26 protein-coding genes are annotated in these 26,620 nt (G+C 35.1%); 12 read left to right on the top strand and 14 right to left on the bottom strand.

Annotated elements, in window-relative coordinates:
* Nucleotides 1-53 precede the first annotated feature (53 nt).
* From serC to AC3HD6_RS16560, 6 genes are all read left to right on the top strand, one after another.
* Nucleotides 54-1,118 (top strand): 3-phosphoserine/phosphohydroxythreonine transaminase, encoded by a 1,065-nt coding sequence (gene serC, locus AC3HD6_RS16585; protein WP_488897342.1) that lies wholly within the window; start codon nucleotides 54-56, stop codon nucleotides 1,116-1,118.
* 125 nt (nucleotides 1,119-1,243) lie between these two features.
* Nucleotides 1,244-2,209 (top strand): D-2-hydroxyacid dehydrogenase, encoded by a 966-nt coding sequence (locus tag AC3HD6_RS16580; RefSeq protein WP_488897341.1) that lies wholly within the window; start codon nucleotides 1,244-1,246, stop codon nucleotides 2,207-2,209.
* Between the two features lie 2 nt (nucleotides 2,210-2,211).
* Complete coding sequence (locus AC3HD6_RS16575; RefSeq protein WP_488897340.1) at nucleotides 2,212-3,456, top strand: DUF1015 domain-containing protein; 1,245 nt, start codon at nucleotides 2,212-2,214, stop codon at nucleotides 3,454-3,456.
* A 55-nt stretch (nucleotides 3,457-3,511) separates the two neighbouring features.
* Nucleotides 3,512-4,918 carry a M28 family peptidase gene (locus tag AC3HD6_RS16570; protein WP_488897339.1) on the top strand — a complete coding sequence of 469 codons (1,407 nt, stop codon included), beginning with the start codon at nucleotides 3,512-3,514 and terminating at the stop codon, nucleotides 4,916-4,918.
* Nucleotide 4,919: 1 nt separating this feature from the next.
* Complete coding sequence (locus AC3HD6_RS16565; RefSeq protein ID WP_488897338.1) at nucleotides 4,920-6,281, top strand: M28 family peptidase; 1,362 nt, start codon at nucleotides 4,920-4,922, stop codon at nucleotides 6,279-6,281.
* A gap of 2 nt (nucleotides 6,282-6,283) precedes the next feature.
* On the top strand, nucleotides 6,284-7,642 hold the full coding sequence (locus tag AC3HD6_RS16560; RefSeq protein WP_488897337.1) for a M20/M25/M40 family metallo-hydrolase: 1,359 nt from the start codon (nucleotides 6,284-6,286) through the stop codon (nucleotides 7,640-7,642).
* A 243-nt stretch (nucleotides 7,643-7,885) separates the two neighbouring features.
* Here the strand turns inward: AC3HD6_RS16560 and AC3HD6_RS16555 are convergent, their stop codons facing one another.
* Nucleotides 7,886-8,392 carry a hypothetical protein gene (locus tag AC3HD6_RS16555; protein ID WP_488897336.1) on the bottom strand — a complete coding sequence of 169 codons (507 nt, stop codon included), beginning with the start codon at nucleotides 8,390-8,392 and terminating at the stop codon, nucleotides 7,886-7,888.
* Nucleotides 8,393-9,101: 709 nt separating this feature from the next.
* On the opposite strand from AC3HD6_RS16555, the gene AC3HD6_RS16550 reads away from it, so the two are divergent.
* Nucleotides 9,102-9,347: a hypothetical protein gene (locus AC3HD6_RS16550; RefSeq protein WP_488897335.1), complete on the top strand. Its 246-nt coding sequence runs from the start codon at nucleotides 9,102-9,104 to the stop codon at nucleotides 9,345-9,347.
* 80 nt (nucleotides 9,348-9,427) lie between these two features.
* Here the strand turns inward: AC3HD6_RS16550 and AC3HD6_RS16545 are convergent, their stop codons facing one another.
* The 5 genes from AC3HD6_RS16545 to AC3HD6_RS16525 all read right to left on the bottom strand — a co-directional run bounded on the left by AC3HD6_RS16545 (nucleotide 9,428) and on the right by AC3HD6_RS16525 (nucleotide 14,243).
* Nucleotides 9,428-9,649 (bottom strand): hypothetical protein, encoded by a 222-nt coding sequence (locus AC3HD6_RS16545; RefSeq protein WP_141395677.1) that lies wholly within the window; start codon nucleotides 9,647-9,649, stop codon nucleotides 9,428-9,430.
* Nucleotides 9,650-9,743: 94 nt separating this feature from the next.
* The gene (locus tag AC3HD6_RS16540; RefSeq protein WP_488897334.1) at nucleotides 9,744-10,910 is read right to left on the bottom strand and encodes a retropepsin-like aspartic protease; all 1,167 of its coding nucleotides are present in this window, start codon (nucleotides 10,908-10,910) and stop codon (nucleotides 9,744-9,746) included.
* Between the two features lie 337 nt (nucleotides 10,911-11,247).
* Nucleotides 11,248-12,285 (bottom strand): peptidylprolyl isomerase, encoded by a 1,038-nt coding sequence (locus AC3HD6_RS16535; protein ID WP_488897494.1) that lies wholly within the window; start codon nucleotides 12,283-12,285, stop codon nucleotides 11,248-11,250.
* Nucleotides 12,286-12,366: 81 nt separating this feature from the next.
* Nucleotides 12,367-12,879, bottom strand: coding sequence for an FKBP-type peptidyl-prolyl cis-trans isomerase (locus AC3HD6_RS16530; protein ID WP_488897333.1), 513 nt, complete (start codon nucleotides 12,877-12,879; stop codon nucleotides 12,367-12,369).
* A gap of 293 nt (nucleotides 12,880-13,172) precedes the next feature.
* Nucleotides 13,173-14,243 (bottom strand): branched-chain amino acid aminotransferase, encoded by a 1,071-nt coding sequence (locus tag AC3HD6_RS16525; RefSeq protein WP_488897332.1) that lies wholly within the window; start codon nucleotides 14,241-14,243, stop codon nucleotides 13,173-13,175.
* Nucleotides 14,244-14,328: 85 nt separating this feature from the next.
* Here AC3HD6_RS16525 and mnmC2 point away from each other — a divergent pair, with 85 nt between their 5' ends.
* Complete coding sequence (mnmC2, locus tag AC3HD6_RS16520; RefSeq protein WP_047431425.1) at nucleotides 14,329-15,003, top strand: tRNA (5-methylaminomethyl-2-thiouridine)(34)-methyltransferase MnmC2; 675 nt, start codon at nucleotides 14,329-14,331, stop codon at nucleotides 15,001-15,003.
* 104 nt (nucleotides 15,004-15,107) lie between these two features.
* A complete protein-coding gene (locus AC3HD6_RS16515) occupies nucleotides 15,108-15,524 on the top strand; it encodes an NUDIX domain-containing protein (RefSeq protein ID WP_488897331.1) in 417 nt (138 codons plus the stop codon).
* A gap of 31 nt (nucleotides 15,525-15,555) precedes the next feature.
* Here the strand turns inward: AC3HD6_RS16515 and AC3HD6_RS16510 are convergent, their stop codons facing one another.
* Nucleotides 15,556-16,260 (bottom strand): DUF4294 domain-containing protein, encoded by a 705-nt coding sequence (locus tag AC3HD6_RS16510; protein ID WP_488897330.1) that lies wholly within the window; start codon nucleotides 16,258-16,260, stop codon nucleotides 15,556-15,558.
* Between the two features lie 51 nt (nucleotides 16,261-16,311).
* On the opposite strand from AC3HD6_RS16510, the gene chrP reads away from it, so the two are divergent.
* Nucleotides 16,312-17,385, top strand: a complete 1,074-nt coding sequence (chrP, locus tag AC3HD6_RS16505; protein ID WP_488897329.1) for a chryseobasin maturation metalloprotease ChrP — start codon at nucleotides 16,312-16,314, stop codon at nucleotides 17,383-17,385.
* 330 nt (nucleotides 17,386-17,715) lie between these two features.
* Complete coding sequence (gene rpe / locus AC3HD6_RS16500) at nucleotides 17,716-18,366, top strand: ribulose-phosphate 3-epimerase (protein WP_068943007.1); 651 nt, start codon at nucleotides 17,716-17,718, stop codon at nucleotides 18,364-18,366.
* A 214-nt stretch (nucleotides 18,367-18,580) separates the two neighbouring features.
* On the opposite strand, the gene chrI is transcribed toward rpe, so the two are convergent.
* Genes chrI through chrA form a run of 3 tightly spaced genes read right to left on the bottom strand, consistent with a single transcriptional unit; the run spans nucleotide 18,581 to nucleotide 20,431 of the window.
* Nucleotides 18,581-19,072: a chryseobasin maturation helper ChrI gene (chrI, locus tag AC3HD6_RS16495; RefSeq protein WP_488897328.1), complete on the bottom strand. Its 492-nt coding sequence runs from the start codon at nucleotides 19,070-19,072 to the stop codon at nucleotides 18,581-18,583.
* 33 nt (nucleotides 19,073-19,105) lie between these two features.
* The gene (gene chrH / locus AC3HD6_RS16490; RefSeq protein ID WP_488897327.1) at nucleotides 19,106-20,203 is read right to left on the bottom strand and encodes an MNIO family chryseobactin maturase; all 1,098 of its coding nucleotides are present in this window, start codon (nucleotides 20,201-20,203) and stop codon (nucleotides 19,106-19,108) included.
* Between the two features lie 3 nt (nucleotides 20,204-20,206).
* Entirely contained in the window at nucleotides 20,207-20,431 is a 225-nt protein-coding gene (gene chrA, locus AC3HD6_RS16485; protein WP_068943004.1) for an MNIO class RiPP chryseobasin precursor ChrA, read from the bottom strand.
* Between the two features lie 153 nt (nucleotides 20,432-20,584).
* On the opposite strand from chrA, the gene AC3HD6_RS16480 reads away from it, so the two are divergent.
* The gene (locus tag AC3HD6_RS16480; RefSeq protein WP_488897326.1) at nucleotides 20,585-22,432 is read left to right on the top strand and encodes an alpha-L-fucosidase; all 1,848 of its coding nucleotides are present in this window, start codon (nucleotides 20,585-20,587) and stop codon (nucleotides 22,430-22,432) included.
* Nucleotides 22,433-22,515: 83 nt separating this feature from the next.
* Here AC3HD6_RS16480 and AC3HD6_RS16475 read toward each other — a convergent pair whose 3' ends face one another.
* The 4 genes from AC3HD6_RS16475 to AC3HD6_RS16460 all read right to left on the bottom strand — a co-directional run bounded on the left by AC3HD6_RS16475 (nucleotide 22,516) and on the right by AC3HD6_RS16460 (nucleotide 26,618).
* A complete protein-coding gene (locus AC3HD6_RS16475; protein ID WP_034687444.1) occupies nucleotides 22,516-22,932 on the bottom strand; it encodes a nucleoside-diphosphate kinase in 417 nt (138 codons plus the stop codon).
* Between the two features lie 575 nt (nucleotides 22,933-23,507).
* A complete protein-coding gene (gene rsgA, locus AC3HD6_RS16470; RefSeq protein ID WP_488897325.1) occupies nucleotides 23,508-24,434 on the bottom strand; it encodes a ribosome small subunit-dependent GTPase A in 927 nt (308 codons plus the stop codon).
* Nucleotides 24,435-24,557: 123 nt separating this feature from the next.
* Entirely contained in the window at nucleotides 24,558-25,640 is a 1,083-nt protein-coding gene (locus tag AC3HD6_RS16465) for a chorismate mutase (protein WP_129056561.1), read from the bottom strand.
* A gap of 396 nt (nucleotides 25,641-26,036) precedes the next feature.
* The gene (locus AC3HD6_RS16460; protein WP_488897324.1) at nucleotides 26,037-26,618 is read right to left on the bottom strand and encodes a hypothetical protein; all 582 of its coding nucleotides are present in this window, start codon (nucleotides 26,616-26,618) and stop codon (nucleotides 26,037-26,039) included.
* Nucleotides 26,619-26,620: the final 2 nt, after the last annotated feature.

Raw genomic sequence — 26,620 nt, 5'->3', positions numbered from 1 at the left:
CCAAAAATTAAGCTAAAGAATTTCAATTCTTTACGCAACCAAAAAATAAAAATATGAACAAAAAGCACAACTTCAGCGCAGGGCCGTGTATCTTACCACAAGAGGTATTTGAAAAATCAGCACAGGCAATCTTAGACTTTAACGGGATCGGATTATCTCTTCTTGAAATTTCGCACAGAAGTAAGGATTTCGTTGCAGTAATGGACGAAGCCCGTGCAATTGTAAAAAGGCTGATGAACCTTGGAGATGATTACGAGGTACTTTATTTAGGAAGTGGAGCAAGCATGCAGTTTGCCATGGTGCCTTACAACCTGATGAAAGTAGGCGGAAAAGCCGCGTATCTGGATACAGGAACATGGGCAGCCGGAGCCATCAAAGAAGCAAAAAAATTAGGAACTGTAGATGTAGTAGGTTCTTCAAAAGAAGAAAACTATTCTTTCATTCCTAAAAATTATACTGTAAGTTCAGAATACGATTATTTCCATTGTACTTCCAACAACACCATTTATGGAACTCAGATGAAATCATTCCCTGAAGTAGACACTCTGATGGTATGTGATATGAGTTCTGATATCTTCTCAAGACAACTGGATTTTTCAAAATTCGATTTAATCTATGCAGGAGCTCAGAAAAACATGGGACCTGCAGGAGTTACTTTAGTAGTGATCAAAAAAGAAATCCTGGGTAAAACCGGAAGAGAAAATATGCTGTCTATGCTTGATTATTCTCAGCATATTTCCAAAGAATCTATGTACAATACCCCACCAGTATTCCCAATCTACGCTTCTCTTTTAACCTTACAGTATCTTGAAAACAATGGTGGAATTGCAGCAGCAGAACAAAGGAATGAAGCTAAGGCTAAGCTTTTATATGATGAAATTGACAGCAATCCATTATTTGAAACATTCTGCATGAAAGAAGACCGTTCATTAATGAATGTTTCTTTCAAAATTACAGACGAAAGCAAAAAAGAAGAGTTTGACAATGCATGGAAAGCAGCAGGCATCAGTGGACTTAATGGCCACAGAAGTCTTGGCGGCTACAGAGCCAGCTTATATAATGCCTTACCTATTGAAAGTGTACAGGTATTGGTAGATGTAATGAAATCTATCAAATAATTAAACCATAAAAAATTCAAAGATTGAAAGATTTAAAAGCAGTTAATTTAAATTTATTAATTTGCACCCCAGTTTTAAATTTTTGAAATATTTTAAATTTTTCAATCTTTAAATCCAAATAACACATGAAAGTTTTAGCAAACGATGGAATCTCAAAAGCAGGAGAACGAGCTTTAAAAGAAGCCGGAATTGAAATTCTGGACAATAGAGTGGCTCAGGATCACGTTATTAATTTTATCAACGATAATAATGTAGATGTTCTTCTTGTAAGAAGTGCAACAAAAGTAAGGAAAGACCTGATTGATGCATGCCCTGGGCTTAAAATTATAGGTCGTGGCGGTATCGGAATGGATAATATTGATGTTGAATATGCAAAAAGCAAGGGGATCAAAATAATCAACACTCCTACAGCATCATCAAAATCCGTTGCAGAATTGGTTTTTGGACACTTTTTTTCATTAGCAAGATTCCTTCATGAATCAAACAGGCTGATGCCTTTGGAAGGTGAAACCCATTTCAATGCCATGAAAAAGTCTTTCAGCAATGCTTATGAACTTTCAGGAAAAACATTAGGAGTAATCGGCTTTGGAAGTATTGGTCAGGAAGTCGTGAAAATAGGAATTGCTTTGGGAATGAAAATACAGGTTCTCACAAGAAACCCGAAAACAAAAGTTCTTACCCTGAATTTCTTTGACGGACAATCGGTGAACTTTGAAATCACTTCCACCAATGATATGAATGCATTCCTTAAAGAAGCAGACTTTATCAGCATCAATACTCCTAAAACGAATGAATACATTATAGACACTCCACAGTTTGAAAAAATGAAAGATGGAGTCTATATTGTAAATACTGCAAGAGGCGGTGTGATGAATGAAGTAACATTAATTGACTTTATTGATTCAGGAAAAGTAGCAGGAGCTGCATTGGACGTTTTTGAAAGCGAACCCAATCCGGAACTTCCTTTACTGATGAATCCGGCCCTATCACTTTCTCCTCATGTAGGCGGAAATACAGTAGATGCGCAAGAGAAAATTGGTATTGAACTTGCAGAACAAATTATTAAGCTACAAAAAGAAACTATAAGATAAATATGCCTATTTTTAAACCTTTCCGTGGAATAAGACCTCACAGAGATTTTGAGGATACTTTCCCTACCCATCCACTGGATAATTTTACCCAGGAAGAAATAGCAGAAAAAGCACAAGTTGAGAACACTTACATCAACATGATAAAACCGTATGTTGTAAGTAAATCTAAGGATGTAGACCGAAATCTGAGAAAGATCCGTTCCACATTTGAAGAACTTTTGGACGAAAAGAAACTCGTTCAGGATAATTCTGCATATTATCTTTACGAACAAATATATCCTAACAAACAAATTTTCAGAGGACTTTTAGGTCTTGCCAGTATTGAAGATTTCTGGAACGGAAAGATCAAAAGGCACGAAAGTACCATTCCTCAAAAGAAAGAAAAACTGGCTCATTATCTTGAGAAAGTAAATCTTCAGGCCGAACCGGTACTTCTTACCTATCCTGCCAACTCAAAAATTGAGTTGCTGATGAATCACGAGGAAAAAAATGTTCCTATTTTTAACCATGTAGACCACCTGGGAATCAGACATAAGATCTGGAGAATTGATAACCGTTTAAAGCTTCAGCAGTTCAAAGAAGTAATCGATCAGATTGATTCGTTTTATATTGCTGACGGACACCACAGAATTGGTTCTACAGCATTGAATGCGAAGAAACATAAAGATAAAAACAAAAGACATAACGGTACAGAACTTTATAACTTTGTATACAGCTTTATCGTTTCCAATCAATCGATCAAGATTCACGACTACAACAGAATTTTGCACGATCTAAACGGTCTTTCCAGTGAACAATTCCTGAAGGAGCTTGATCAGTATTTCCTGATCCATGAAAAAGGAGAAACACCTTACTACCCTTCCCAGAAATTCCATATTTCAATGTATCTGGATGGTAAATTCTATTCACTTCACGTAAAGCACGATCTTCGTTCTAAAGAAATGTCTTTAGATAATCTGGATCACCATTTACTGGACAAATATATTTTTAAAGGTATTTTAAAAATCGAAGATCCGGATAGCTCTGATCTGATTTCTTATGTAAAAGGCACTTCCAATCTTAATGGAATCAACATCTTAAAAGAAAAAGTGGAGAGCGGAGAAGCAAAAGCAGGCTTCGGAATTTACCCTGTAAGTTTTAACGATATGATTAAAATTTCAGACTTAAAACTAAGCATGCCTCCAAAATGTACGTTCATTGAGCCAAAATTGATTACAGCACTGGTAATGTACGACATGAAACCTTAATAAATTCCTATTTTTTTCCTACTTTTATCATTGGAAAAAGAAAGGTAAATAAAAAATGAAAAAAATATTCATTATACTTCCACTCTTTTTGAGTGGATTTTTATTTTCTCAAAAAAAAGTCCAGAAAAAGCCTGCCGGCAGAACAGCAATTCCTGTAAAATTAAATTATCACGATGAATTCAAAAAGATCTCAGATGAGATCATGACCAATGGCAGGGCTTATGAAAATCTTGGAGAACTCACAAAAGGTATCGGCCCTCGCTTCAGCGCCACTCCCGGTTATTCAAAAGCAGTAGAATGGGCTGAAAAGAAATTCAAGGAAATTGGCATTAATATGATCTGGAGACAGGAAGCTAAAGCTCCTATTTGGATCCGGGGGAAAGAATCCTTACAGATAAAAGCAGAAAATGGGGATTGGAAAAATATCAAGATGCTTTCATTTGGAAACTCTGAAGGAACAGGTGGTAAAGATCTGACAGGTGAAATTGTTTTAATTACTTCCACATCAGAATTAAATGCTATGTCAATAGGCCAGCTAAAGGACAAAATAGTCTTCGTGAATGTTCCTATGGATCCGAAAATCATTAATACCAGTGATTCTTATCTACAGACTGCAAAATCAAAATTAATTTCGGCATCCGTTATTGCTAAGACGGGCGCAAAAGCTTTAATTATAAGATCATTGACAACAGCTCTTGATGACACGCCTCATGCCAAAATGATTTATTATGAACAAGATGATAAAGTTAAAATTCCTGCTTTATCAATAGGGGTAAGATCAGCGGATGAGTTGGAGAAAACCTTGAAAAAGCAAAAAGTTACGGCTAAAATCAATATGACTGCAGAATCAAAAGGCAGTACAACCAATCCCAATATCATTGCTGAAATCCAAGGGAATAAAGACTCTAAAGTAATTGTTTTAGGGGCGCAGCTTGATTCATGGGATATTGGTGAAGGGGCAGTTGATGACGGAACAGGAGTAGTTCAGTGTATCGAAGTTTTAAGAACATTGAAAGCACTGGGTTATGAAAATAATCACACCATCCGGGTTGTTTTATATGCCAACAGCGAAAACGGAGGCCAAGGTCGTGAAATGTATGCAGCCTATGTCAAAAAAAGAGAAGAGAAACACATATTCGCGCTGGGAACAGATGCCGGAGGCTATTCTCCACGAGGATTCTCTTTAGATATGTCTCCTCAAAGAAGAAGGCTTATATTTCCCTGGAAAGAATATTTTCTTCCTTATGGTGTTTATGACTTTGATCAAACAGAGGCTATCCAGGATATCTCACCTTTGAAAAAGCTGGATATTCCTTTAGCAGAAATTGTTGTAGATACTCAAAGATATTTCGACTACCACCATTCCGAACAGGATACTTTTGATAAAGTAAATAAAAGAGAGCTTCTTCTCGGAGCAGTTGCTATAACACAAATGATCTTTATGGTTGATAAAAACTGGTAACATGAAAAAGACAATTACAACCTTATTATTAACTTTAGGGATAGCCTTTTTATCAGGGCAGACTAAAGAAGATTCTATACAATTCAACAACATTTCCACTGAAATTTTAAATAACGGAAAAGGCTATGATGAGCTTCGGGAGTTGACTAAAAATATCGGCCACCGTTTAAGTGGCTCTGAAGCCTATGAAAAATCTGTACAATGGGCAGCCCAAAAACTTCGTGATGCCGGAGCAGATAAAGTATGGCTTCAGGAAGTAATGATCCCGGTTTGGGTAAGAGGAAAAGAATCCTTACACATCAAGACTTCCAACGGAAGCTGGAAAAGTCTTACAATGCTCTCTCTGGGGAATTCCGAAGGAACAAATGGAAAAGACGTTTCAGGAGAGATTATTATGGTTAAATCTCTGGAAGAATATGACAAACTCCCTGCCGAAAAAGTAAAAGATAAGATTGTTTTCTTTAATTATCCTTTTAATCAGGGAAATGTACAGACATTTATTTCTTATAGAGAATCTGGAGCCTACAGACGTACAGCGGCATCCTTAACAGCAAAGAAAGGGGGTAAGTTTACTATCATCAGATCTCTTTCGTCAGCCTTTGACGATGTTCCGCACACTGGAAATATGCGCTATGAAGACAACATTATCAAAATCCCGGCAGTTACAATTGGAAGTACAACAGCAGATGAACTGGAGTCTTTGCTAACCAAACAGAAAGTTACTGCAAAACTTAATTCTAATTGTGGAATGAAGGGTGAGAAACTCTCCCACTCTGTCATTGGTGAAATCACAGGCAAAAAAGATCAAAATGTAATCGTAGTTGGTGGCCATCTTGATTCCTGGGATGTAGGTGAAGGTGCTCATGATGACGGTTCTGGAATTGTTCAGAGCATTGAAGTTTTAAGAACATTCAAGAAATTAGGGATTCAGAATAATCATACCATCAGAGCGGTTTGCTTTGCCAATGAAGAAAACGGAACAAAAGGTGGAAAACAATATGGAAAAACAGCAAAAGACAATCATGAAAAACATCTTTTTGCCATAGAATCCGATGCCGGAGGATTTTCACCCCGCGGAATCTCTCTGGAAATGGATGACAGTAAAAGAAACCAGATCAAAAGCTGGGTGAACCTGTTTTTACCTTATGGAGTTTACAATTTTGAAGGAAAGTATTCGGGTTCGGATATTGCCCCGCTTCATGAGATGGGCGTTCCAACAGCAGAACTTGTTCCGGAACCACAGCGTTATTTCGATATTCACCACACCGTAGAAGATACTTTTGAAAAAGTCAACCGAAGAGAATTACTGTTAGGATCAACGGTGATGACACAACTTATTTATATGATTGATAAAAATTGGTAACAATGAAAAAGATATTAGGAACCTCATTATTGCTTTTTGGAATGGCAGTTTTTGCCCAAACCAAAGAAGATTCAATACAATTCAGCAAGATCTCTCTTGAAGTTTTAAATAACGGGAAAGGGTACAATGATCTTCGTGAACTTACTAAAAATATAGGCCACCGTTTAAGCGGTTCCGAAGCCTATGAAAAATCCGTACAATGGGCAGCCCAAAAACTTCGTGAGGCCGGAGCAGATAAAGTATGGCTTCAGGAGGTGATGATCCCGGTGTGGGAAAGAGGAAAGGAATCCTTACACATCAAAACTTCCAACGGAAGCTGGAAAAGTCTTAAAATGCTTTCCCTTGGCAACTCTGAAGGTACAGGTGGAAAAGATATTTCCGGAGACATTATCATGGTAAAATCTATGGATGAATATAATAAACTTTCTCCAGAGCAGGTGAAAGATAAAATCCTATTCTTCAATTATGCTTTCAAACAATCATTCATTGAAACGTTTAAAGGATATGGTGACGCTGCCAAGTACAGAACAACGGCTGCATCTTTAACGGCTAAAAAAGGAGGGAAATTTGCCATTATCAGATCACTGTCTTCAGCATTTGATGATGTTCCTCATACCGGAGCCATGCGTTACGAAGAAAACGTTTCTAAAATTCCTGCCGTAGCTATCGGAAGCACCACAGCAGATGAATTGGAAGCTTTATTAAAGAATCAAAAAATCACAGCCAAGCTCAATTCCAATTGTGGGATGAAAGGTGAGAAACTCTCCCACTCTGTCATTGGTGAAGTTACTGGTAAAAAAGACCAAAGCGTAATAGTAGTCGGCGGTCACCTTGATTCCTGGGATGTAGGAGAAGGCGCTCATGATGATGGTGCAGGAATTGTTCAGAGTATTGAAGTGTTGAGAACATTTAAAAAACTTGGAATTCAGAACAACCATACAATCAGAGTGGTTTGCTTTGCCAATGAAGAGAATGGTGTGAAAGGCGGAGTTCAATATGGAAAAACGGTAAAAGAAAAGAATGAGAAGCATCTTTTTGCCATAGAATCTGATGCCGGAGGCTTTGCTCCAAGAGGTATTGCTCTGGATATGGATGATGCTAGAAGAAAACAGATTCAAAGCTGGTCAAAGCTATTCCTGCCTTACGGAGTCTATAACTTTGAAGAGAAATTCTCAGGAACAGATCTTTACCCACTTCATGACATGGGAGTACCGGCCGCTGAGCTGATGCCGGATTCTCAGCGTTACTTTGATATCCATCATACTGAAGAAGATACTTTTGAAAAAGTCAACCGAAGAGAACTTCTATTAGGTGCAGTAACCATGACGCATATTATTTATATGATTGATAAAAACTGGTAGAAAAAATACCAGCTTGAGATAAATGCAGCCCCATTAAATTTTATAAGATTTGATGGGGTTTTCTCTTTAAAATACATAAAATGAATGACTCTACAAATAACACAACATTATGGTATAATAGAAATTGAAAAAATCCTAATTAATGCCCCACCAAAATTTTCTTCATTCTATGAAACCCAAATAAACTATTAAATATTACTGTTAAGATTCTTCCAACATAACAATTGAAGTATTATTTGGAATTTAAATATTTAAAGTATTTATCTTATACTTAATTTGAGCAAGAAAATGATTCCAGAAATATCTTACACCTCCTAATTCCCAATTGATATCAAACCTATTATGATCACTAACGTAATAAGGTTTTGAGATTTTAGAATGAAACATAGGCGGATTGTCTTTCACTACATCAAAATAATCGGGTTCAAAATTTGATTTCCTATAATATTGAATTTCAATTACAGTTTCTTTTTGACCTGCTTTGAAAATATACAAAGTAAGATCATAAAGATCCGGATACTCTTTATCTAACATCTTGATTGCGGAATCCAGCGAAAGTCTAGTTTTAGGTTTATTTGCTCTATTTCTGAACCTCCTTCGCTCAAAAATTTTATTGCCTTCAAATTCATTGAAGTCAGATACTATAAAAACAAAATTAGATGATATCTTGTTCCAACAAGTAATCATTGCCAATCGTTGAAGATTAACAATACAAGAATTGATCTCATCTCTTAAATTTTCTTTGCTCATTTTTCTAAAATTAAAGTTTTTTACAATTATATTAAAGTCAGTAAATCTCCTACCATTTCAGTTTCCAGATTCCCAGTAATTCAGACATATTTTTTCTGTTTCCGAAAGTTACTACTATACCTTAAATTGCTAAAAAATCAGACCTATATATATTCTATTTATCTTAAACAATTAGAATTTAAAAATAAAACTTTTTTCTTTGTTTAAGGAAATAAGTTCAAAAACTCCCTAAAAAACAATAGTATACGCCCCATTAAATTAAAGTGTTAATTGTGAAATAATCACTTTGGCATGATATTCGCATGTACTATTTTGAGAAAAAATTAAAAAAGCACTAAGGATGAGAAAAAAGGTTTTCTGTGGATTTTCAGTTTTCCACTGATTCAAAGTTCGTATCTCGTATATGAATCCTTTTTTTTCTACGATGCCGTAAAAGATACGGGTACGTGATTGATTAGCACTCAGGTTGATCTTTCACAGCAGAATTATGCCCCGTATCTAACTGGTATCATCAATAAACCCTTGAATCATGTATTGATTCAAAAATGATTATTAATTCCGGACTTCAGAGCCCGGTATCATAATATTGAATAAACGGCAAAGTTATCATGAACCTTAGCCCAGTAAAGAAATATGCTTTCTTTATACCATGATAATGACACCGGCTTTATTCTCAATTAATTAATGTATAACCCTTAAAATGTTAGTAATGATGAGAGCCTTTTTTGAAATGATTTTTAAGAGAAATGAAGATGCTGCAAAAATGCATATATGGAGCCTGTTATTGGTCCTAAGCTTTGCTGCTTTTTCTGTACTGGTATACAGTTCAAAACCAAGTTTTAACAACTTAATCGTATATCTTACCGCCTTTGCCGCTTATATCGGCTTTGGTCTTGTATTCATCAGTTCCCTTGCTGGAACAGGGATGAAGAAAAGATCCGGTAGAAACATATAACTTTTATTTCACTCTTTTACTGAAAAAACCGTCCTCTATCGAGGGCGGTTTTTTATATAATTCTGCTACAATCTCACCAGTTATTCTTTAAAGATATCTTTCATCATCTTTTCAAGGAATTGAGTCGTCTCTTCTTCGACCATTTTTTCAGATTTTGCTACTAATTCTTTGTGAAAAGGTTCACAACAGGCTTTTATTCCAAACCCATCATCTGTTTTGATAAATTCCGGATGTAAGTTATGTTCTTTACAAACTTCAGCCTCTATGGTCTGCTTTATTAAATCGTAATTAAGATCAAACATATTTTATATTTTTATTTCGTTGGTGTGGGATAAAGATAGGAATAATTTATTTTTACAAAAGACCGTATTTCCACGGTATTTTACATCTTAATCACTACCCATTTAAATACATTTTCTTTTTAAGATTTACATTCATTACAGTTCCATCTCTTCTTATCTTCAAATCAATATTTGCAGCACCCTTTTCTATCCTATTCAGGAAATAATGGCAGGCCCCTTCTTTATCAAGATGATCAAGATCTATATTATTAATACTGATGATAGAATCACCAATCTTTAATGGAAAGTTTTCTTCCTGAAAAATATAAGCAACAGTAGGTTTAGAATCTATAAAACGATATCCGAAACCAAAGGATTCAAGCTTGTGAGAAGTTTCCTTAATTTGCTTCATATAAATCTTATGTCCTGTCCAATCCAGGACAAATACAAAATTTTTCAAAAAATCATTTCCTACTAAGTTTGAATTTCCTGTTGCTACCACTTCATTATTAAAGCTTTTATTTCCAAAAGAAACATCGTAAGCCTTAAAAATATATCCAGGCATAGGATTTCCAGCTCCAAAGGCCCCTACAGAACTATTTCCGTAAACATCTATCTTCTCTGTTACCTTTTTAGCATTGTACTCATTATTCGAAATCTTTAGGTTTCCTGAAAATCCTGTGTCAAATGTAAGGTTCATTTTCTTATCAACAATACGAGCCTCTATAATAGGTGTTTTTTGATCTTTTACATCAAAGGGAATCACAATGTCATAGCCGGTAAGATCAAACTTAGAAAGATCCTGAGTTGCCTCCAATGAATTTTCGTTGTAGTTTATTCTCCAGAAAAGTTTAGCCATCTGATTAGAACCAAGAATTCCATCCACTTTAAAGCATCCGAATTCATCAGCGGTAAGATCCATGACAATTACACCAATATTTTTAAAAGTTAGTTGATCCACAATCATTTCAGGCAGTACAGTGAATATCTGGGTCTGTTTATTTTTCTGAGAATCTTTCACACTGCTTTTATGTTTCTTTTCAAGGCCTAATTCAGTATAAACTGCAGTAGAAATAACAGTAGGTGCTCCGGTATCCAACAGAAAATTATATACTTTTCCATTAATACTTACTTTTACGAAAGGTAAGTCTGTAGAATATTTTAAATTGATTTTTTCAACTGCTGACTGTAGTTGAACGTCTCCACTTTCAAAAAATTTCTTCCCTTGAGCAATAAGACTAAGATTAGAAAATATAAAAAAAGTATAAAGAAATTTCTTCATGAAGTAGTTTTTACTAAAGTACTCATTTTTAGAGTGTAGACAAAGTCACTATCAATAAAAATAGCACTTACATATAATTTACTCCATTGTCATTGGCTACGCCGAAATAATATTCATCGAATGAAAAGAGATAATCTTTGATTTCTGACGGAGGAAGAATCTCAAATAGGAATTTAGATTCTTCATTCCACTTCTGAACTACTTTCGCAATTTTCAGTATGTACTCAGAATGTCAGGACGAAAAAAGGAATAACTCAATGCAAAATTGCATATAGTTACCATAAAAATAAACAAAAAGCCGCCCTTTCCAGGGCGGCTTGATATCTTAAAAATTCAATTATTTTACTTTTACAAGCTCAACATCGAAAACTAACCAAGAGTTTGGTGGAATAACTCCTCCCGCTCCTCTTTCTCCATAACCCATTGCTGGTGGGATCAATAATGTAGCAGTTTCACCTTCTTTCAATAATAGAATCCCTTCATCCCATCCTTTGATTACTCTTCCCATTCCGATTGGAATTTCGATTGGCTCGTTTCTCTTGAATGAAGAATCAAATTCAGTTCCATCCACTAATTTTCCTGCATAGTGTACAGAAACGTTATCACCAGCTTTTGGAGCTTTACCGTCAGCCGTTTTAGTGATTTTATAGTAAAGACCTGATTCCGTCTTTTGCATTCCAGCTTTTAAGTTTTCAACTAATTTTTCCTGGTTTGCTTTGAACTCTTCTTCTTTTTTCTTTTTCTCAGCTTCTTCTTTAGCAATGAAAGCTTTGTTATTTTCTGCGATTTTAGCTTTTCCTTCGTTGAAAGTTTTCGCTGCATCGTAGTTTTTGTACTCATCACCCTTACCGAAGATAGAAACTTTTTCTAAAACGATATCTGTTTTAGGCTTATCCTGAGCTCCTTTTTCAACATTTGCAATAGCATCAATCACATCATTTCCTTTTACTACCTTTCCGAAGATCGTGTGTCTTCCGTCTAACCAAGGAGTAGCTACTTCAGTGATGAAGAATTGAGAACCGTTTGTATTTGGACCTGAATTCGCCATAGAAAGAATACCTTTTCCAGTATGTTTAAGGTCATTTCTTTCATCTTCAAATTTATATCCAGGATCTCCCATTCCTGTTCCCTGAGGATCACCTCCTTGGATCATGAAATCTTTGATCACTCTGTGGAAAATAGTTCCGTCATAATAAGGAACTCCTTTAGCCTTAGCTTTGTTGTCGATTTTCCCTTCTGCAAGACCGATAAAGTTGGCTACAGTTACTGGTGCTTTCTTGTCCTCAAACTTCACAATCATGTTACCTTTTGTAGTTTGAAGATTGGCATAAAGCCCGTCATTAAGACCTTCGTAAGTTTCTTTGTCTACGTTCATTTTTTTATAAATTGGGGTACAACTCATCAGCGAAACACTTGCCGCTGCCAGAATTATATTCTTGTTAAACAATTTCATGTATTATAAAGCTTTTAATTTTATGATTAATGGGATATCATTGTCTATTTTCTTTTCGTCTCCAAAAGTTCCATAAGCCAAAGAAGATGGTACTAAAAGCGTCACTTCCTCTCCATCATGTATAAAACGCAAAGCATTCTCCACCGCTCTCAGTTCATCAAAATGCCCGAACTTGGCATCTCTTCTTTCAAAAGGCTGGTCGTAGATTTTCGTCTGGTCAAAATCATACAACTCATAAGAATAGGAAATCAGAGAGTTATCTACTCTTCTTTCTCTACGATCAAAACCATCAACCGTAACCCAATAATTAAGCTGTGTAGGATAAAACTTTACGTTTTGTCCATTAATCCAATCCTGAATCTGACCTCTTTCGATGGTATTCAGGTTTTTCATTCTGTTTTTAGAAACATCCAGATCTTTCTGGCTTAAAACACCGCCTACCGGAGGGTGGGCAGTCTGTGTATTTCTATTACAGCTCAGCAAACTTATGGCTGATATGAAGAGTAATTTTTTCATAACCTTTTGCGAAAATACACATTTTGTGAATCAATTACAAAAGCTTTAAACCATTAATGTAAATTATATAAAAACCACTGTTGCCATCTATGGTCAAAATCTAGCTGCGAAAATTGGACTGATATTCACAACCTGTGAAGAATATTATCTATAAACATCTGTGTACATCAGTTCAATCTGTGGTTAGAATTTAACTAAAGATACTCCGATCTTTTGATTTGAATGAAATTTAAAAGTATAGAATAACAAAAAAGCCGGGAAAATTCCCGGCTCTCTATAATATTGAAATACTATTAAACTGTTTCAAGTGCATGATCTACAACGACTCTCCATCCGAATGGATCTTCAGAAAGATTATTTTGAAGATCTACTAAATCTTTCTTAAGGATAGCAGCATAACTTTCTTCGTCTGATAATCTTGGAAGTGCTAATTTCTCACCTTCATATCCTAAAGCCTGGAATTGAGTGGTTACTACCGCAGTACCAACTCCCCATACTTCTTTAAGAGAACCATTTTTCAAGGCTTCAATAACTGTTTTTACAGCAATTGGCTCCACTTTTACTTCGATTCCTCTTCTCTTAGCTAATTGAAGGAAGCTGTCTCTTGTAACTCCGTCAAGAATTTTCTCAGATGTTGGTGGTGTATAGATAGTATCATTAATTCTTACAAACACGTTCATAGTACCACTCTCTTCGAAATACTCGTGAGTTGCATCATCAGTCCAGATGATTTGTTCGTATCCTTCTTCAATAGCCAACTGAGTTGGGTAGAAAGAAGCCGCATAGTTACCAGCTGCTTTAGCAGAACCTACTCCTCCGTTTGCTGCTCTTGAATAGTGATCAGAGATTTTTACAGATACGGGCTCTGAGTAATAGCTCTTTGCAGGTGTTGCTACGATAGCAAACATATATTTTTCAGAAACTCTTGCTTTCAAAGCTTCTTCTGTAGCAAAAATCAATGGTCTGATATATAAAGACATACCTTCACCTTGAGGGATCCAGTCTCTGTCGATATCTACTAATGCTTTCAATCCGTCTAAAAACATTTCTTCAGTCACCTCAGGCATAGCAAGACGCTTCGCTGACTTGTTGATACGTTCAAAATTCTTTTCAGGCCTGAAAAGGAAAACCTGCCCATCTTTGTCTTTATAGGCTTTCATACCTTCAAAACAAGCTTGTCCATAGTTTACTCCCATCATGGCAGGTGTAAATGGTATTGGACCGTAAGGAACTAATTTTACATCACCCCATTTACCATTTTCATACTCACATATAATCATATGATCTATGAAAGTACCGCCAAATGAAAAATTGTTAGGGTCAAATGTAGAAATTCTGGAGTTTTCAGTTTTTTGAATTATCATTTTTTAAAATTTTTACGATGTTCTACAAATTTAACATAATTTTCTAAATATAAAAATTTTAGAGTAAATTTGACAAAAAAATAGCTTGAAAAGAGAGATTAAGACCACAAACGACGGAAGTAAAACATTGTTTATCAATGATTTAAATGAAAATTACCATTCTCATCACGGAGCTCTTCAAGAAGCAGAACACGTGTTTATCAAAAATGGATTAAATTTAATCAATGATTGCGAAATTAATATTTTAGAACTAGGTTTTGGAACAGGTTTGAATGTTTTAGTAACAATTAATGAATATTTAAAAACTGACAAAAATCATGTCATCAATTATTTTTCGCTCGAAAAATACCCCATAAATGAATCCGAAGTTAAGGATTTAGCCTACTTTGAACTTTTTGATAACCCTGAGTTCAAAAATATTTATCAGAAAATTCATCTGGCAGATTGGGAAAAGTCAGTAGAAATCATTAGTGGATTCAATCTTAAAAAGATAGAATGTGACTTTTTTGATCTAAAGGATATAGACCTTCCTAAAATCAACCTTGTTTATTTCGACTGTTTTGGGGCAAGAGTACAACCAGACCTTTGGGAAAAACCATTATTCGAACTGGTATCTGACAAAATGGCCATTAACGGATTATTAACAACCTACTCTTCTAAAGGAAGTGTAAGAAGAATCCTTCAGGAACTAAACTTTCAGGTTGAGAAAAAACAGGGACCCCCGGGGAAAAGAGAAATGATTAACGCGATCAAGCTTTAATAAAGTAAAATACACATTAGCGAAATTACATTTTCATTCTTCATCAATATATGCCTCATAAAAATTTCTTACCTTAGCTATACAAAATATTATACATTATATATATGATAGACAAGATCAACATTAGAGTGTATGGCTGTGCAGTAAAAGATAAAAAAGTACTCACCTTATTTGAAGAATATGCCGGCGAACCTCTAGTGAAATTTCCGGGTGGTGGATTGGAATATGGTGAAGGAACACTGGAATGCCTGCATCGTGAATTTGATGAAGAGCTGAATGTGAAAATAGATATTGTAGAACACTTCTACACTCAGGAAAATTTTCTTGTTTCGCGCTTCAGAGAAAACGAACAGCTTCTTACCATATATTATATTGTAAATATTGTGGACGAGAATGAATTCCTTATTATGGATCCTTGTATTGAAAAGACGGAATGGATGGATATTGACAGACCCGATAATCCTTTCCCTCTTCCTATAGATAAAATCGTTTTCGATAAATTAAAAGAAAAATTCCTGTAAGCGAGCTTACAGGAATTTTTATATTATTTATTTACTTCTTTACTTTAAAATCAGTTGCTCCCGGATATGGCTTCAGATACCCTGAATTCCAATTAGACTGCAGTAATGATTCTACAAATTCGTCAGTTCTGTTTTTATGAGGATCATATCGTTCTTTTAAATCAATATCTGCCATCTTTCCTTTCAGATTCCACCAAAAGGCACTAAATCCACCTCTCATCTCTTTAATGATTTCATATACATTTTTGCCGGTTGCTCTATTCATCAGCTTTGCAAAAACTTGTCCTTCGGTAGTGGTAAGATCTCTTAATTGCTTTTCATATTGATCAGCAAGCATATTTTGTCTTTCTCTGATGAACTTTCTTTTGGCTTTATTATCCATGTCAGTCATGTCTACCTGGATATCTCTGTATTGTTGTAATGCAGTTACAAATAACGGATACACCCTATATAGCTTCTTGTTTAAGAAATAATAATAGTTTTTATCTAATTGATTATTAAACCTTGGTTTATTCACTAAAACCAGTTCATCCATTACTACTACAGGCTCTCCATTTACTTCATAGATCTTAACTTTCTGCTGTTCGTCATAATAATACTTATTGCCAAATTCATCTACTTTCAAAGACTCAGCGGGGTATTGATTCAGCGGTTTTGCCACCACAGTATCTTCCTGCCCATAAACACCGGCTCCAAAAAAGAACATAAAAAGACAGATAATCTTACTAAAATTCATTATTTTTACACTTATAAGAACAAAAATTAAACGCAAAAATCATTCCTTTTTATGAAATTTGAAAAGAAATCTTTAAAATTTTTAGAAAAATATTTAAACACCTCATCACCAACAGGTTACGAACATAAGGGACAAGAGGTCTGGATGGATTACATCAGACCTTATGTAGACAAGATTGAAGTGGATCATTACGGAACATGCTATGGGATCATCAATCCTGAAGCAGAATTCAAAGTAGTGATTGAAGCTCATGCTGATGAAATTTCCTGGTATGTTAATTATATTACGGATGATGGATTGATTTATGTAATCAGAAACGGAGGCTCAGATCAGACCATTGCTCCATCAAAAGTAGTACACATTCATGGAGAAAACGGAATTGTAAAAGGCGTATTCGGATGGCCTGCCATTCATACCAGAAGTAATCAGGACGAACCTACTCCAAAAATCGAAAATATCTTTATCGACTGTGGTGCTATTTCCAAAAAAGAAGTAGAAGACATGGGAATTTTTGTAGGGTGTATGATCACCTACCCTGATGAATTCTTCGAAATGAATGACCGATATTTTGTTTGCAGAGCTCTTGATAACAGAATCGGTGGTTTTATGATTGCTGAAGTAGCAAGGCTTCTAAAAGAAAACAAAAAATCTATTCCATTTGGTCTTTATATTACCAATTCTGTACAGGAAGAAGTTGGGTTATACGGTGCTGATATGATTGCTGATACCATCAAACCTAATATTGCCATTGTAACTGACGTAACGCATGATACTACCACTCCAATGATTGAAAAGAAAAAAGAAGGAGACCAGAAATGCGGTAATGGACCGGTAGTATTCTTTGCACCAAGCGTTCATCATACCATCAGAGAGCTAATTATTGACACCGCAAAAACAAAGAAGATTCCTTATCAAAGGGCTGCAGCAAGCAGAGCAACAGGAACAGATACTGATGCTTTTGCACATTCTAACGGCGGTGTGCCAAGTGCTCTAATTTCCTTACCTTTGCGCTATATGCATACAACGGTTGAAATGGTATCTAAAGAAGATGTAGCCAATGTTATTAAATTGATCTACGAAACCGTTCTGGAGATTAAACCGGAAATGAAACTGAAGTATCATTAAGATGAAACCTTTTTTTTATCATGTAGTCCGACGTTCATATCTATTTTAAGTGCTCTTTTTTTTATTTATATAGCATTTTTAAGTATATATAAACTGTTTGATCCACCCAAAATAGGATCGCCCTACAATATGATTCTTGAAATGTTATTAATTATCAGTATTGTACCTTTAGGATTATTTATAATTGACAGATTATTGGTGATTAAAATCAATCATATCAAATTGACTATCATAGAGAGCATTATATTTGGAGGTATTTTCCTATATCATATTCTGGTTGATAATCCATTTTAAAAGAGAGAAATCTAAGTAAAAGTATAAAAAGTAAAAATGAAAACGAAGCTTATTGCTCCATCCCTTTTATCTGCAGACTTTGGGAACCTGCAAAGAGATATTGAAATGTTAAACAATTCTCAGGCAGACTGGTTCCATATTGATGTAATGGATGGCAGATTCGTCCCGAACATTTCATTTGGTTTTCCGGTAATGAAAACCGTTCAGCAGCACGCTAAAAAATTCGTGGATGTTCACTTAATGATTGTAGAGCCTGAAAAATATGTTGATGAATTCATCAACCATGGTGCAGACCTTATATCTGTTCATTATGAAGCATGTACCCACCTTCACAGAACAATCCACCATATCCAAAGCAAAGGAGTAAAAGCCGGCGTTGTCCTAAATCCTTCCACTCCTGTTTTAATGCTTGAAGATATTATTGCAGATGTAGATCTTGTATTATTAATGAGTGTAAATCCAGGATTTGGAGGACAGAAATTCATTGAGAACACCTACAAGAAAATTGCTGAAACTAAAGATCTTATCCTGAGCAATAACTCTACCGCTCTTATTGAAGTAGACGGAGGGGTAAACCTTGACAATGCTTCTAAACTTTTCGAAGCCGGAGCAGATGTTTTGGTTGCCGGAAATGCAGTATTCTCTGCTGAAAGCCCGGAAAGGACTATTGAACTTTTGAAAATCTAAAAAGATATAAGTTTAGATAAGCAAAAGGCAGTTCCGATGGAGCTGCCTTTTTCAGTTTGAATTTGAGTCGTCCTGGTTATTAATTTTTTTCCAAAATTCTTAGATGTTTAATTCCTTCTTACTAACAACACAAATTTCCATATAAAATTAATTCCAGTCAATCCGTAGAAATACGGAATTTATAGCTGAGTAGTTTCACTTATTACGTATCTCTCTATACTTCTTTATGCCAAATACAAGCACAAATTGTCAATGTAATACTGATTACCGAAAAAACAGTTCTTACATTATTCAGGAAATTCCATCTTGCTTCAAAATTCTCACGCATTTGTTTAATAGCCTCAGTAGCAGCTCCGGAGATATCAAATTGATCAAGCTGATCATTCATAGGAACATTTCCTACTACTGTAACTCCAAAAACACCTATCAAATAAGCTAATGCTGCTAATAAAAGAAACATAAAAACGGGCTGTTCTCCACGAAGAAAGAATGTAGACACCGGAAGAAGAATTGCAGTCCCCATAAAACTTGCAAAAAAGACAGGATTCAGAATTTCACGATTGATATTCTGCATTGCCTTCAAATATTCAACATCTGACAGCTTTCCTAACCCAAGCACTACAGAACATGAATAAGCGTAAAAAAGTCCTGCAATAAGTGCTGTAAGTACAGCTATGATGATTAATAATACAGTTGTCATTTTCATATAATTGATTTGTGGTTATTAGAGGATCATCATTTAATAAGGATTCCATTTTTTAATGATGTTCTGAGCAGTAAGAATCATTTCCGGATCCCAGTTCTCTGTTTTGAAATAGTGAAATTCATGATTTTGAATAGATGCAGCCTCAACGCTGTCAAACAAAAGCCTTGTCAGCAATGTCTGCTCTTCATGTAAAGCCATATCTTCTAAAGGTTTTCGGGGGAATTGAACTTCCCTCTTACTCCAGGGATTTCTATTTTGAATTTCCAGATCTGATGAATCAATCAGTGTCCTGACTTTATCAAAATCATCCAGAAAACATTTTCTTTTCTCTTCTGTATTAATCGTGTGTCCCAATCTTTCAATGATCATATATTCCAGATTTTCACATTGGGATAATACTGAAGGCAATATCAGCAGTATCTCTTCAGGAATTGAATCATCATGCGTATCTCTCCGCACCGGTTTCTTCCCGTAAGCACTTTCCTGCCAGCTCCCTCCTGACAGATGAATTTCTCGAACTTTATTCAAAGGATACAGCTTCATAATATCCTGCATTTCCACTTCAAAATTACAGGACTGGCAATAGATATTGTGAAGATCAAGAATCAGGAACCCATCCACATCCTCTGTCAATTGATCAAGAAACACTCCTTGTTCCATTACATCATCCAATGAAAATGAAAAGGCAAGATTTTCTATCCCAACAGGAACCTGTACTGCATCCTGTAACCTGTGAAGCCTATCTTTCCCAATCTCTAATGTTTTTGAGTGTAAAGAAACAGGTAACGGTACTCCCTGATGAAAATTTTCGGTATTCATAAAACCGAAATGTTCCGTAATATGGTTATATTTTCTTTTTTTAAACTCTTGTTTTAATTGGCTCAGCCACATCTCCTGTCTTTCGGTCCATTGGGCATCAAATAAAGAATAATACACTCCATGGCCAATCAAACGATTATTTTCAGCATAAAAATTGAGAAGATCACCAAGCCAAACAGGTTCTTCTATATTGTAGAATGTATCAAATGACCATTCAAGCACTTCAACAGAATTGCTTTGTAATAAAGGCATAATAGCAGAAATAAACTCTGCTTCTGCCGTCATAGATAATCCTAGCAGTGGCTTTCTCATATTCTATCCCATTCCACAGGCTGGACAAGAAAAATGACTCATCTTCACAGTATCTTTTTTAACAATAGCTTTAGGCGTCGTCGGTTTAGGTTTTTCTGGGCTTTCTGGAGCTGGAGCAACCTTTTTAACTTTCTTCACTGGCTTTTTGGTATTTGCTGCAGGCTTTGTAGTTTGTGCTGAAACTCCTACTGCTAATAAACTCGCCATTAATAATGTTGGGATTTTCATAATGCTTTTTTAGAAAAAAATTACAATAAATGTTCCATTTATAAAAATACAATAATAAGAAACGTTTTAACAACAATTCTTAGTAAATATCAGAAACTATTTTACACTATACTATTTTCTTTATTTATATTTAAAGTTAAAATAAATCTATATATGAAAAGCCGTCTGATTAAAGCTGTTTTCCTTGGGTTGATATTCTCTGCACAGAGTATCAATGCTCAGGCTCAAACAGTTGACAACAGCAAAAAAATGGAATGGTTTAAAAATGCAAAACTGGGTATTTTTATTCATTGGGGAATCTACTCTGTTAACGGAATCTCCGAATCCTGGTCATTCTTCAATAATTATATTAATTACGAAAATTATATGAAACAGCTGAATGGTTTTTCAGCTTCAGAATATCAGCCACAGCAATGGGTGGACCTCATTAAGAAATCCGGAGCAAAATATGCTGTTATTACCACAAAACATCATGATGGAGTTTCACTCTGGAACACAAAAGCAGAAAAAGCGATAAGTATTCCCCAAAACGCTCTGGCCCAAAAAGACGTTCTCACTCCTTTTATTTCCGCACTGAAAAAGTCAGGATTAAAAACAGGTCTTTATTTCTCATTGCCAGACTGGAGCCATCCGTATTATGACATCAATACCCGGACAAAAAAGCGTTACGAAATAAAAAATGATCCCACACGCTGGCAGAATTTCACCAGCTATTACCAAAGACAGCTTAATGAGCTTTCCACTCAATACTCTCCGGATCTAATTTGGTTTGATGGGGACTGGGAGCACACTTCTGAGGAATGGAAGGCCTCTCAAACATTAAGTATACTTAAAAAATACAATCCTAATATTATCATCAATTCAAGACTCAATAATCATGGAGACTATGACACTCCTGAACAAGGTATTCCGGTAATACCTCCACAAAACCCTTATTGGGAGCTTTGCTACACGATGAATGACTCCTGGGGATACCAGCCTTATGATAAAAAATATAAGACCCCGAATATGATCGTAAGAACATTAGCAGATGTGATCAGCATGGGTGGAAATCTTTTGCTTGATATCGGTCCGAAATCAGACGGCACCATTCCGGATGAACAGATTGAGATTCTTAAAAACCTTGGACGCTGGACCTCCAAAAATCACCATGCTGTCTACGAAACAACACGCGGAATCCCTTTTGATAATTACAAAGGGAAATCATCTTTATCAACTTCTAAAAAATCATTATTTCTTTATCTTGATGAGGCCAAAAATTTTACAAAAATCTATGGATTGGCAACAAAGCCTCTTTCGGCAAAAATCATTGGAGATCCTACCGCTGTTGTTACAGCAGATTATAATGCTGAAAAAACACTGACTTTAAACTTTTCCAATGTAAAATTTGATAAAGATGTTACTGTAGTAGAAGTTACTTTTGAGAATCCACCTACATTTCTGAAAGATTTTAAGAAGGAAGAACAATCTCTTACCCGAATACTAGAACTTCAAAATACACAGGAGGCGGTTTACAATATAGCTAATGCCCTGCACTATAATCATAATTTATTGACACATGATGGTCTAACTCATGATGGTCTTGATATGAAAATTAAAAAAACACCTCAAACAAATCCAGAAACCCTGCAATGGATAAGCAAACATTCTGAAGCTTTATTTGAAACAGGAAAAGGATTACCAGAGGGACACTTCTCTGGAATGAGTGCATTATCAAAAGACAAGCAAACCCTTTATCTTTTTATAGAAGGAGCCCCTACCGGCCCTATTGCTCTAAAAGGAATAAAAAATGATGTTTCCAGAGTACGAATCGTGGGTGATGGCAGCATGCTTACTCACACGATTTACAATAAACTATACTGGAGTGACCGCCCAGGAATTATTTACATTGATATTCCCAAAGAAAGACTGGATAAACAGATGACTGTCTTAGCTGTTTTGCTGAATAAACCTATTGAGTTATACAGAGAAAATGTAGGAGCTATTGAAAACAACCTTTAATTAAAGCTCAAAATAAGAGCTCATATAAACACAAAATCCGGAGAAAATTATTCTCCGGATCTTTTATTTTGTAAGAAATTTTCTTAGAAAATCTCTCTTCCTGAAAAATGGAACTGAGCTTCGATTAATGCATTCTCGTCAGAATCTGAACCGTGAACAGCATTTTCTCCGATGCTTCTAGCAAACATTTTTCTGATAGTACCTTCTGCTGCTTCAGCAGGATTAGTAGCTCCAATTAATGTTCTGAAATCTTCAACTGCATTGTCTTTTTCTAAAACTGCAGCAACGATAGGACCAGAACTCATGAATTCTACTAATTCACCATAAAATGGTCTTTCAGCATGTACTTCATAGAATTTTTTTGCATCAGCAACCGTAAGCTGAGTTAATTTTAAAGCTTTGATTTTAAAACCTCCTTCAGCAATCTTACCCAATATTGCACCGATATGTCCGTCAGCAACTGCATCAGGCTTAATCATAGTGAATGTAATGTTAGACATAAATGTATATTTTTTTAATGGTGCAAAATTACAAAAAATATCTTTGATTTTTATTTTAATTTTTTTTTAACATAAAAATAACTTTTATTAAGAAATCGTGAACCAACTTTTGGCACAGTAATTGTTAATTCTATTACGATTCTCATGTTTAATTTGAGTTTTCATGGTTATTAGTTTTTACCCAGCTTCGGCTGGGTTTTTTATTTGCAAAAAATCGGATATTTTTTTGATAATTTGATAAAATTAAAAACCATATAAAAGTAGATTAATATCGTATTGCTTCTAAATCAATCAATGGAATAATTGATATTTTTTAAATATTTTTTAATTTCGAAATATTATGACACAAAAAGTAGAGTTATGCTATATATTTTCTATGATAAAAAGTAGAGTTATTTTAAGAATCAATGATTGATTTTTATTTTTTTCAAAAGTGGTTTCTAAAATCTATAAACAGAATTAGAAAATTAAAAACATAAAAACAAAACAAACAGGTTTTAAAACCTGTTTGGTTTAGAAAAAACCTTCGTATTTACTATATGAAGGTTTTATTAATCAGTAAAAATATTTTACAATTATTTTTGAGCAGCTTCTTCAGCTTCGTCCATCAGCTTTATGTAGGTTGCATAGCGGGAATGTTGAATTTCACCAGTTTCAAGAGCATCCAATACGGCACATTTAGGCTCATTGATGTGAAGACAGTTATGAAACTTACATTCTTCCCTCTTTTTGAATATTTCAGGGAAATAATGTTGTACTTCTTCTTTTTCAATATCAATCATAGCAAACTCACGAACTCCAGGAGTATCAATAACATTTCCGCCAAAATGCCAGAAATGCATTTGTGCAAATGTGGTGGTATGCTTTCCTTTTAAATGCGTATCTGAAATTTCAGAAGTCTTCAGGTTTAATCCAGGTTGCAAGGCATTAACCAGAGTAGATTTTCCACATCCTGAATGGCCGAAAAATACAGAAGTTTTATCTTTCAGAATTTCCTGAAGCTGATCCAGATTTAATTTTGAATAGGATGAAATTTCCAATGTCTCATAGCCAATGTTCTGATAATCAAGTTCAACCTCTTTTACAATCTCAATTTCTTCTTCATGTAAAACATCAATTTTATTAAAAAGAATTAGAGGTTTTATATTGTAGGCCTCACAGCATGCCAGAAATCTATCTAAAAAACCTAATGAGGTTTCCGGATGCTTCAAAGTAAAAATAAAGCAGGCAAGATCAATATTGGAAGCAATAATATGTGCTTCTTTTGAAAGGTTTACAGATTTCCTGATCAGATAATTTCTGCGTGGTTCTATTTTAGTAATCCATGCAATATCATCCTGTTCGAGCTGAAATTCCACAAAATCTCCTACAGCAAGCGGATTGGTAAGTCGTGTTTTAATCAATTTGAATTTCCCCCTGATTCTGGCCTCGAAAATTTTATTTGTTTCCAATTCCAAAACCTGGTACCAACTGCCTGTAGATTTAATGATTTTTCCTTTCATAGATAATATGGTGCAAATATAAGGAATTAGGGCTTAGGGTTGAGAATATAGGAGAAAACAAATGTTCCGATTTCCTAAATTCTTTTTCCCTAAGCCCCACTCCTATTACCTGATATCTTCGATTTATTTCTTATCAATCATGATATTATTCTGAACTTCAATAGATTCTTCGTGAATCGCTTTGAATACTTTTTCAATAAAGTCCTGAGACATTCCTGTTTCTTTTGCTTTTTGAGTAGCGTATTCTGTAATGACTTTCCAACGTTCAGGCTGGAAGATGGCGATATCGTTTTCCTTTTTAAGTTTTCCGATTTTTTCTGAGATTTTCATCCTTTGAGAAAGAAGTTCAATTAATTGGAAATCAAGGTCAGAGATCAGAGTTCTGTGTCTTCCCATTTCCCCTTCGAAGCCGGCAAGGTTTGTACTTCTTACTTTTAAGTTTCCAATCAATTCTGCCAATACTTCAGGCGTAATCTGCTGTGCAGCATCACTCCATGCTTCATCAGGATTAGAGTGTGTTTCGATAATAGCTCCCTGGTAACCCACGTTAAGCGCTTCCTGGGTAATATCTGCCAAGCCTGTTCTGTTTCCACAAATGTGAGAAGGATCAATCAGCATTGGAATATTAGGGAACTGGCTTTTGAAATCAAGGGCAATCTGCCAGTTAGGGTTATTTCTGTATTTTGTTTTTTGGTATGTTGAGAACCCTCTGTGAATCACTCCCAGGTTTTTAATATCCTGACCTAAAAGTCTTTCCAGCGCTCCAGCCCATAAGGCAAGATCTGGGTTTACAGGATTTTTAACGAATACCGGCTTATCTGTACCTCTTAAAGCCATTGCAATTTCCTGTACCGTGAAAGGGTTTACAGTGGAACGAGCTCCAATCCAAAGGACATCTACATCTGCTTCTAGTGCTGCAAATACATGGTGAGCATTAGCGACCTCAGTTGCAGTTTTAAAACCATATTCTTCTTTTACTTTTTTTAGCCAGTTCAAACCGATCACTCCTACTCCTTCAAATCCATTAGGCTTCGTCCTAGGTTTCCAAATTCCTGCACGGAATACCGATACCTGAGCATTAGATTCTTTAATTCTTCTGGCGGTTTCAAGCATCTGAGCCTCACTTTCTGCACTACATGGTCCTGCGATCATTAATGGTTGTGTAAGCCCATCAATCCACTCGTTTTTTAAATCTTTTAAATTCATATTCTAAATTTTATTGTTTTTATATTTTTTGTTAAGTTCACAGCAATAGCCCTTTGATTATAAAATTTAATTTATAATTCTTTTCAAAAAATGCCGTTCAAAAATTGTTTAAAGGAATCAGGAAAATGAAAGGGCTCTACTTCTCCTGTATTTTTTGGAAAGAAATTTTATTAACAGTACCAATAAAATCGGTAATACGTTCTAAAATTTCTAAAATAAGAAGCAGAAAAACTAAAATAACCGCTAAAATAATTAGCGGGTGCAAAGAAAGACAGATATGTGTTAGATAATTTTTCCATTTTGTTCTGGAAATGTCTTTGTTTTAGCGTTTCTTACTATAATTTGTTTTTGTTGAAAAGTTATTTTCAGCAGAAAACTTTGACAAATATATAAAAATTATGTCAAATCAAACTTCATTAAATCATCAAGATCTTTCAAAAGTGGATTTTTTTCGATAAACTTCTCGTAAATTTTTCTTTTGGTAACCACCTCAATCTTCAGATTTTCAACGTCTCTCACGTATTCTACCTCAATGGAATAATTCTGAACTTTTCTTCTGAAATGATTAAAAAATTCTCCACTTATTTTATCAAATTCTACTTTTGCAGAATCGGAAGGGAATAAAACCTTGATCTTATTCTCCGCTTTTTTCTCCAGTTTGAATGTTTTTACTGCATTAAAAACAAAATTGTTTTTTATCTGCAGATGCTTAAGCATAATTTTCCACTCTGCCTGAAGATCTGTATCTGTAAAATGATTTTTTGGAAGATGATCGGTCCTCACGGCAACATCTTCTGCTACTTCAGTTTTCTCTTCTTTATTTAAGAACGAATTGATACTGAAGCCTGAAGAAACTCCCGGTCTGGATAAAGGCTTTGTAGTTTTATTAATCACAGCAGCCTGCACAGGTTCTGCCTGTACAGTGGGCTCTGTCTTAACGACTTCTTTTTTCTCCTGAACTTTTTCAGGGATTTTCACCT

This window comes from Chryseobacterium sp. II3a (assembly GCF_057815135.1).
The sequence above is the reverse complement of the archived record's forward strand: the minus strand, read 5'-3'. Positions and strand labels throughout refer to the sequence as shown.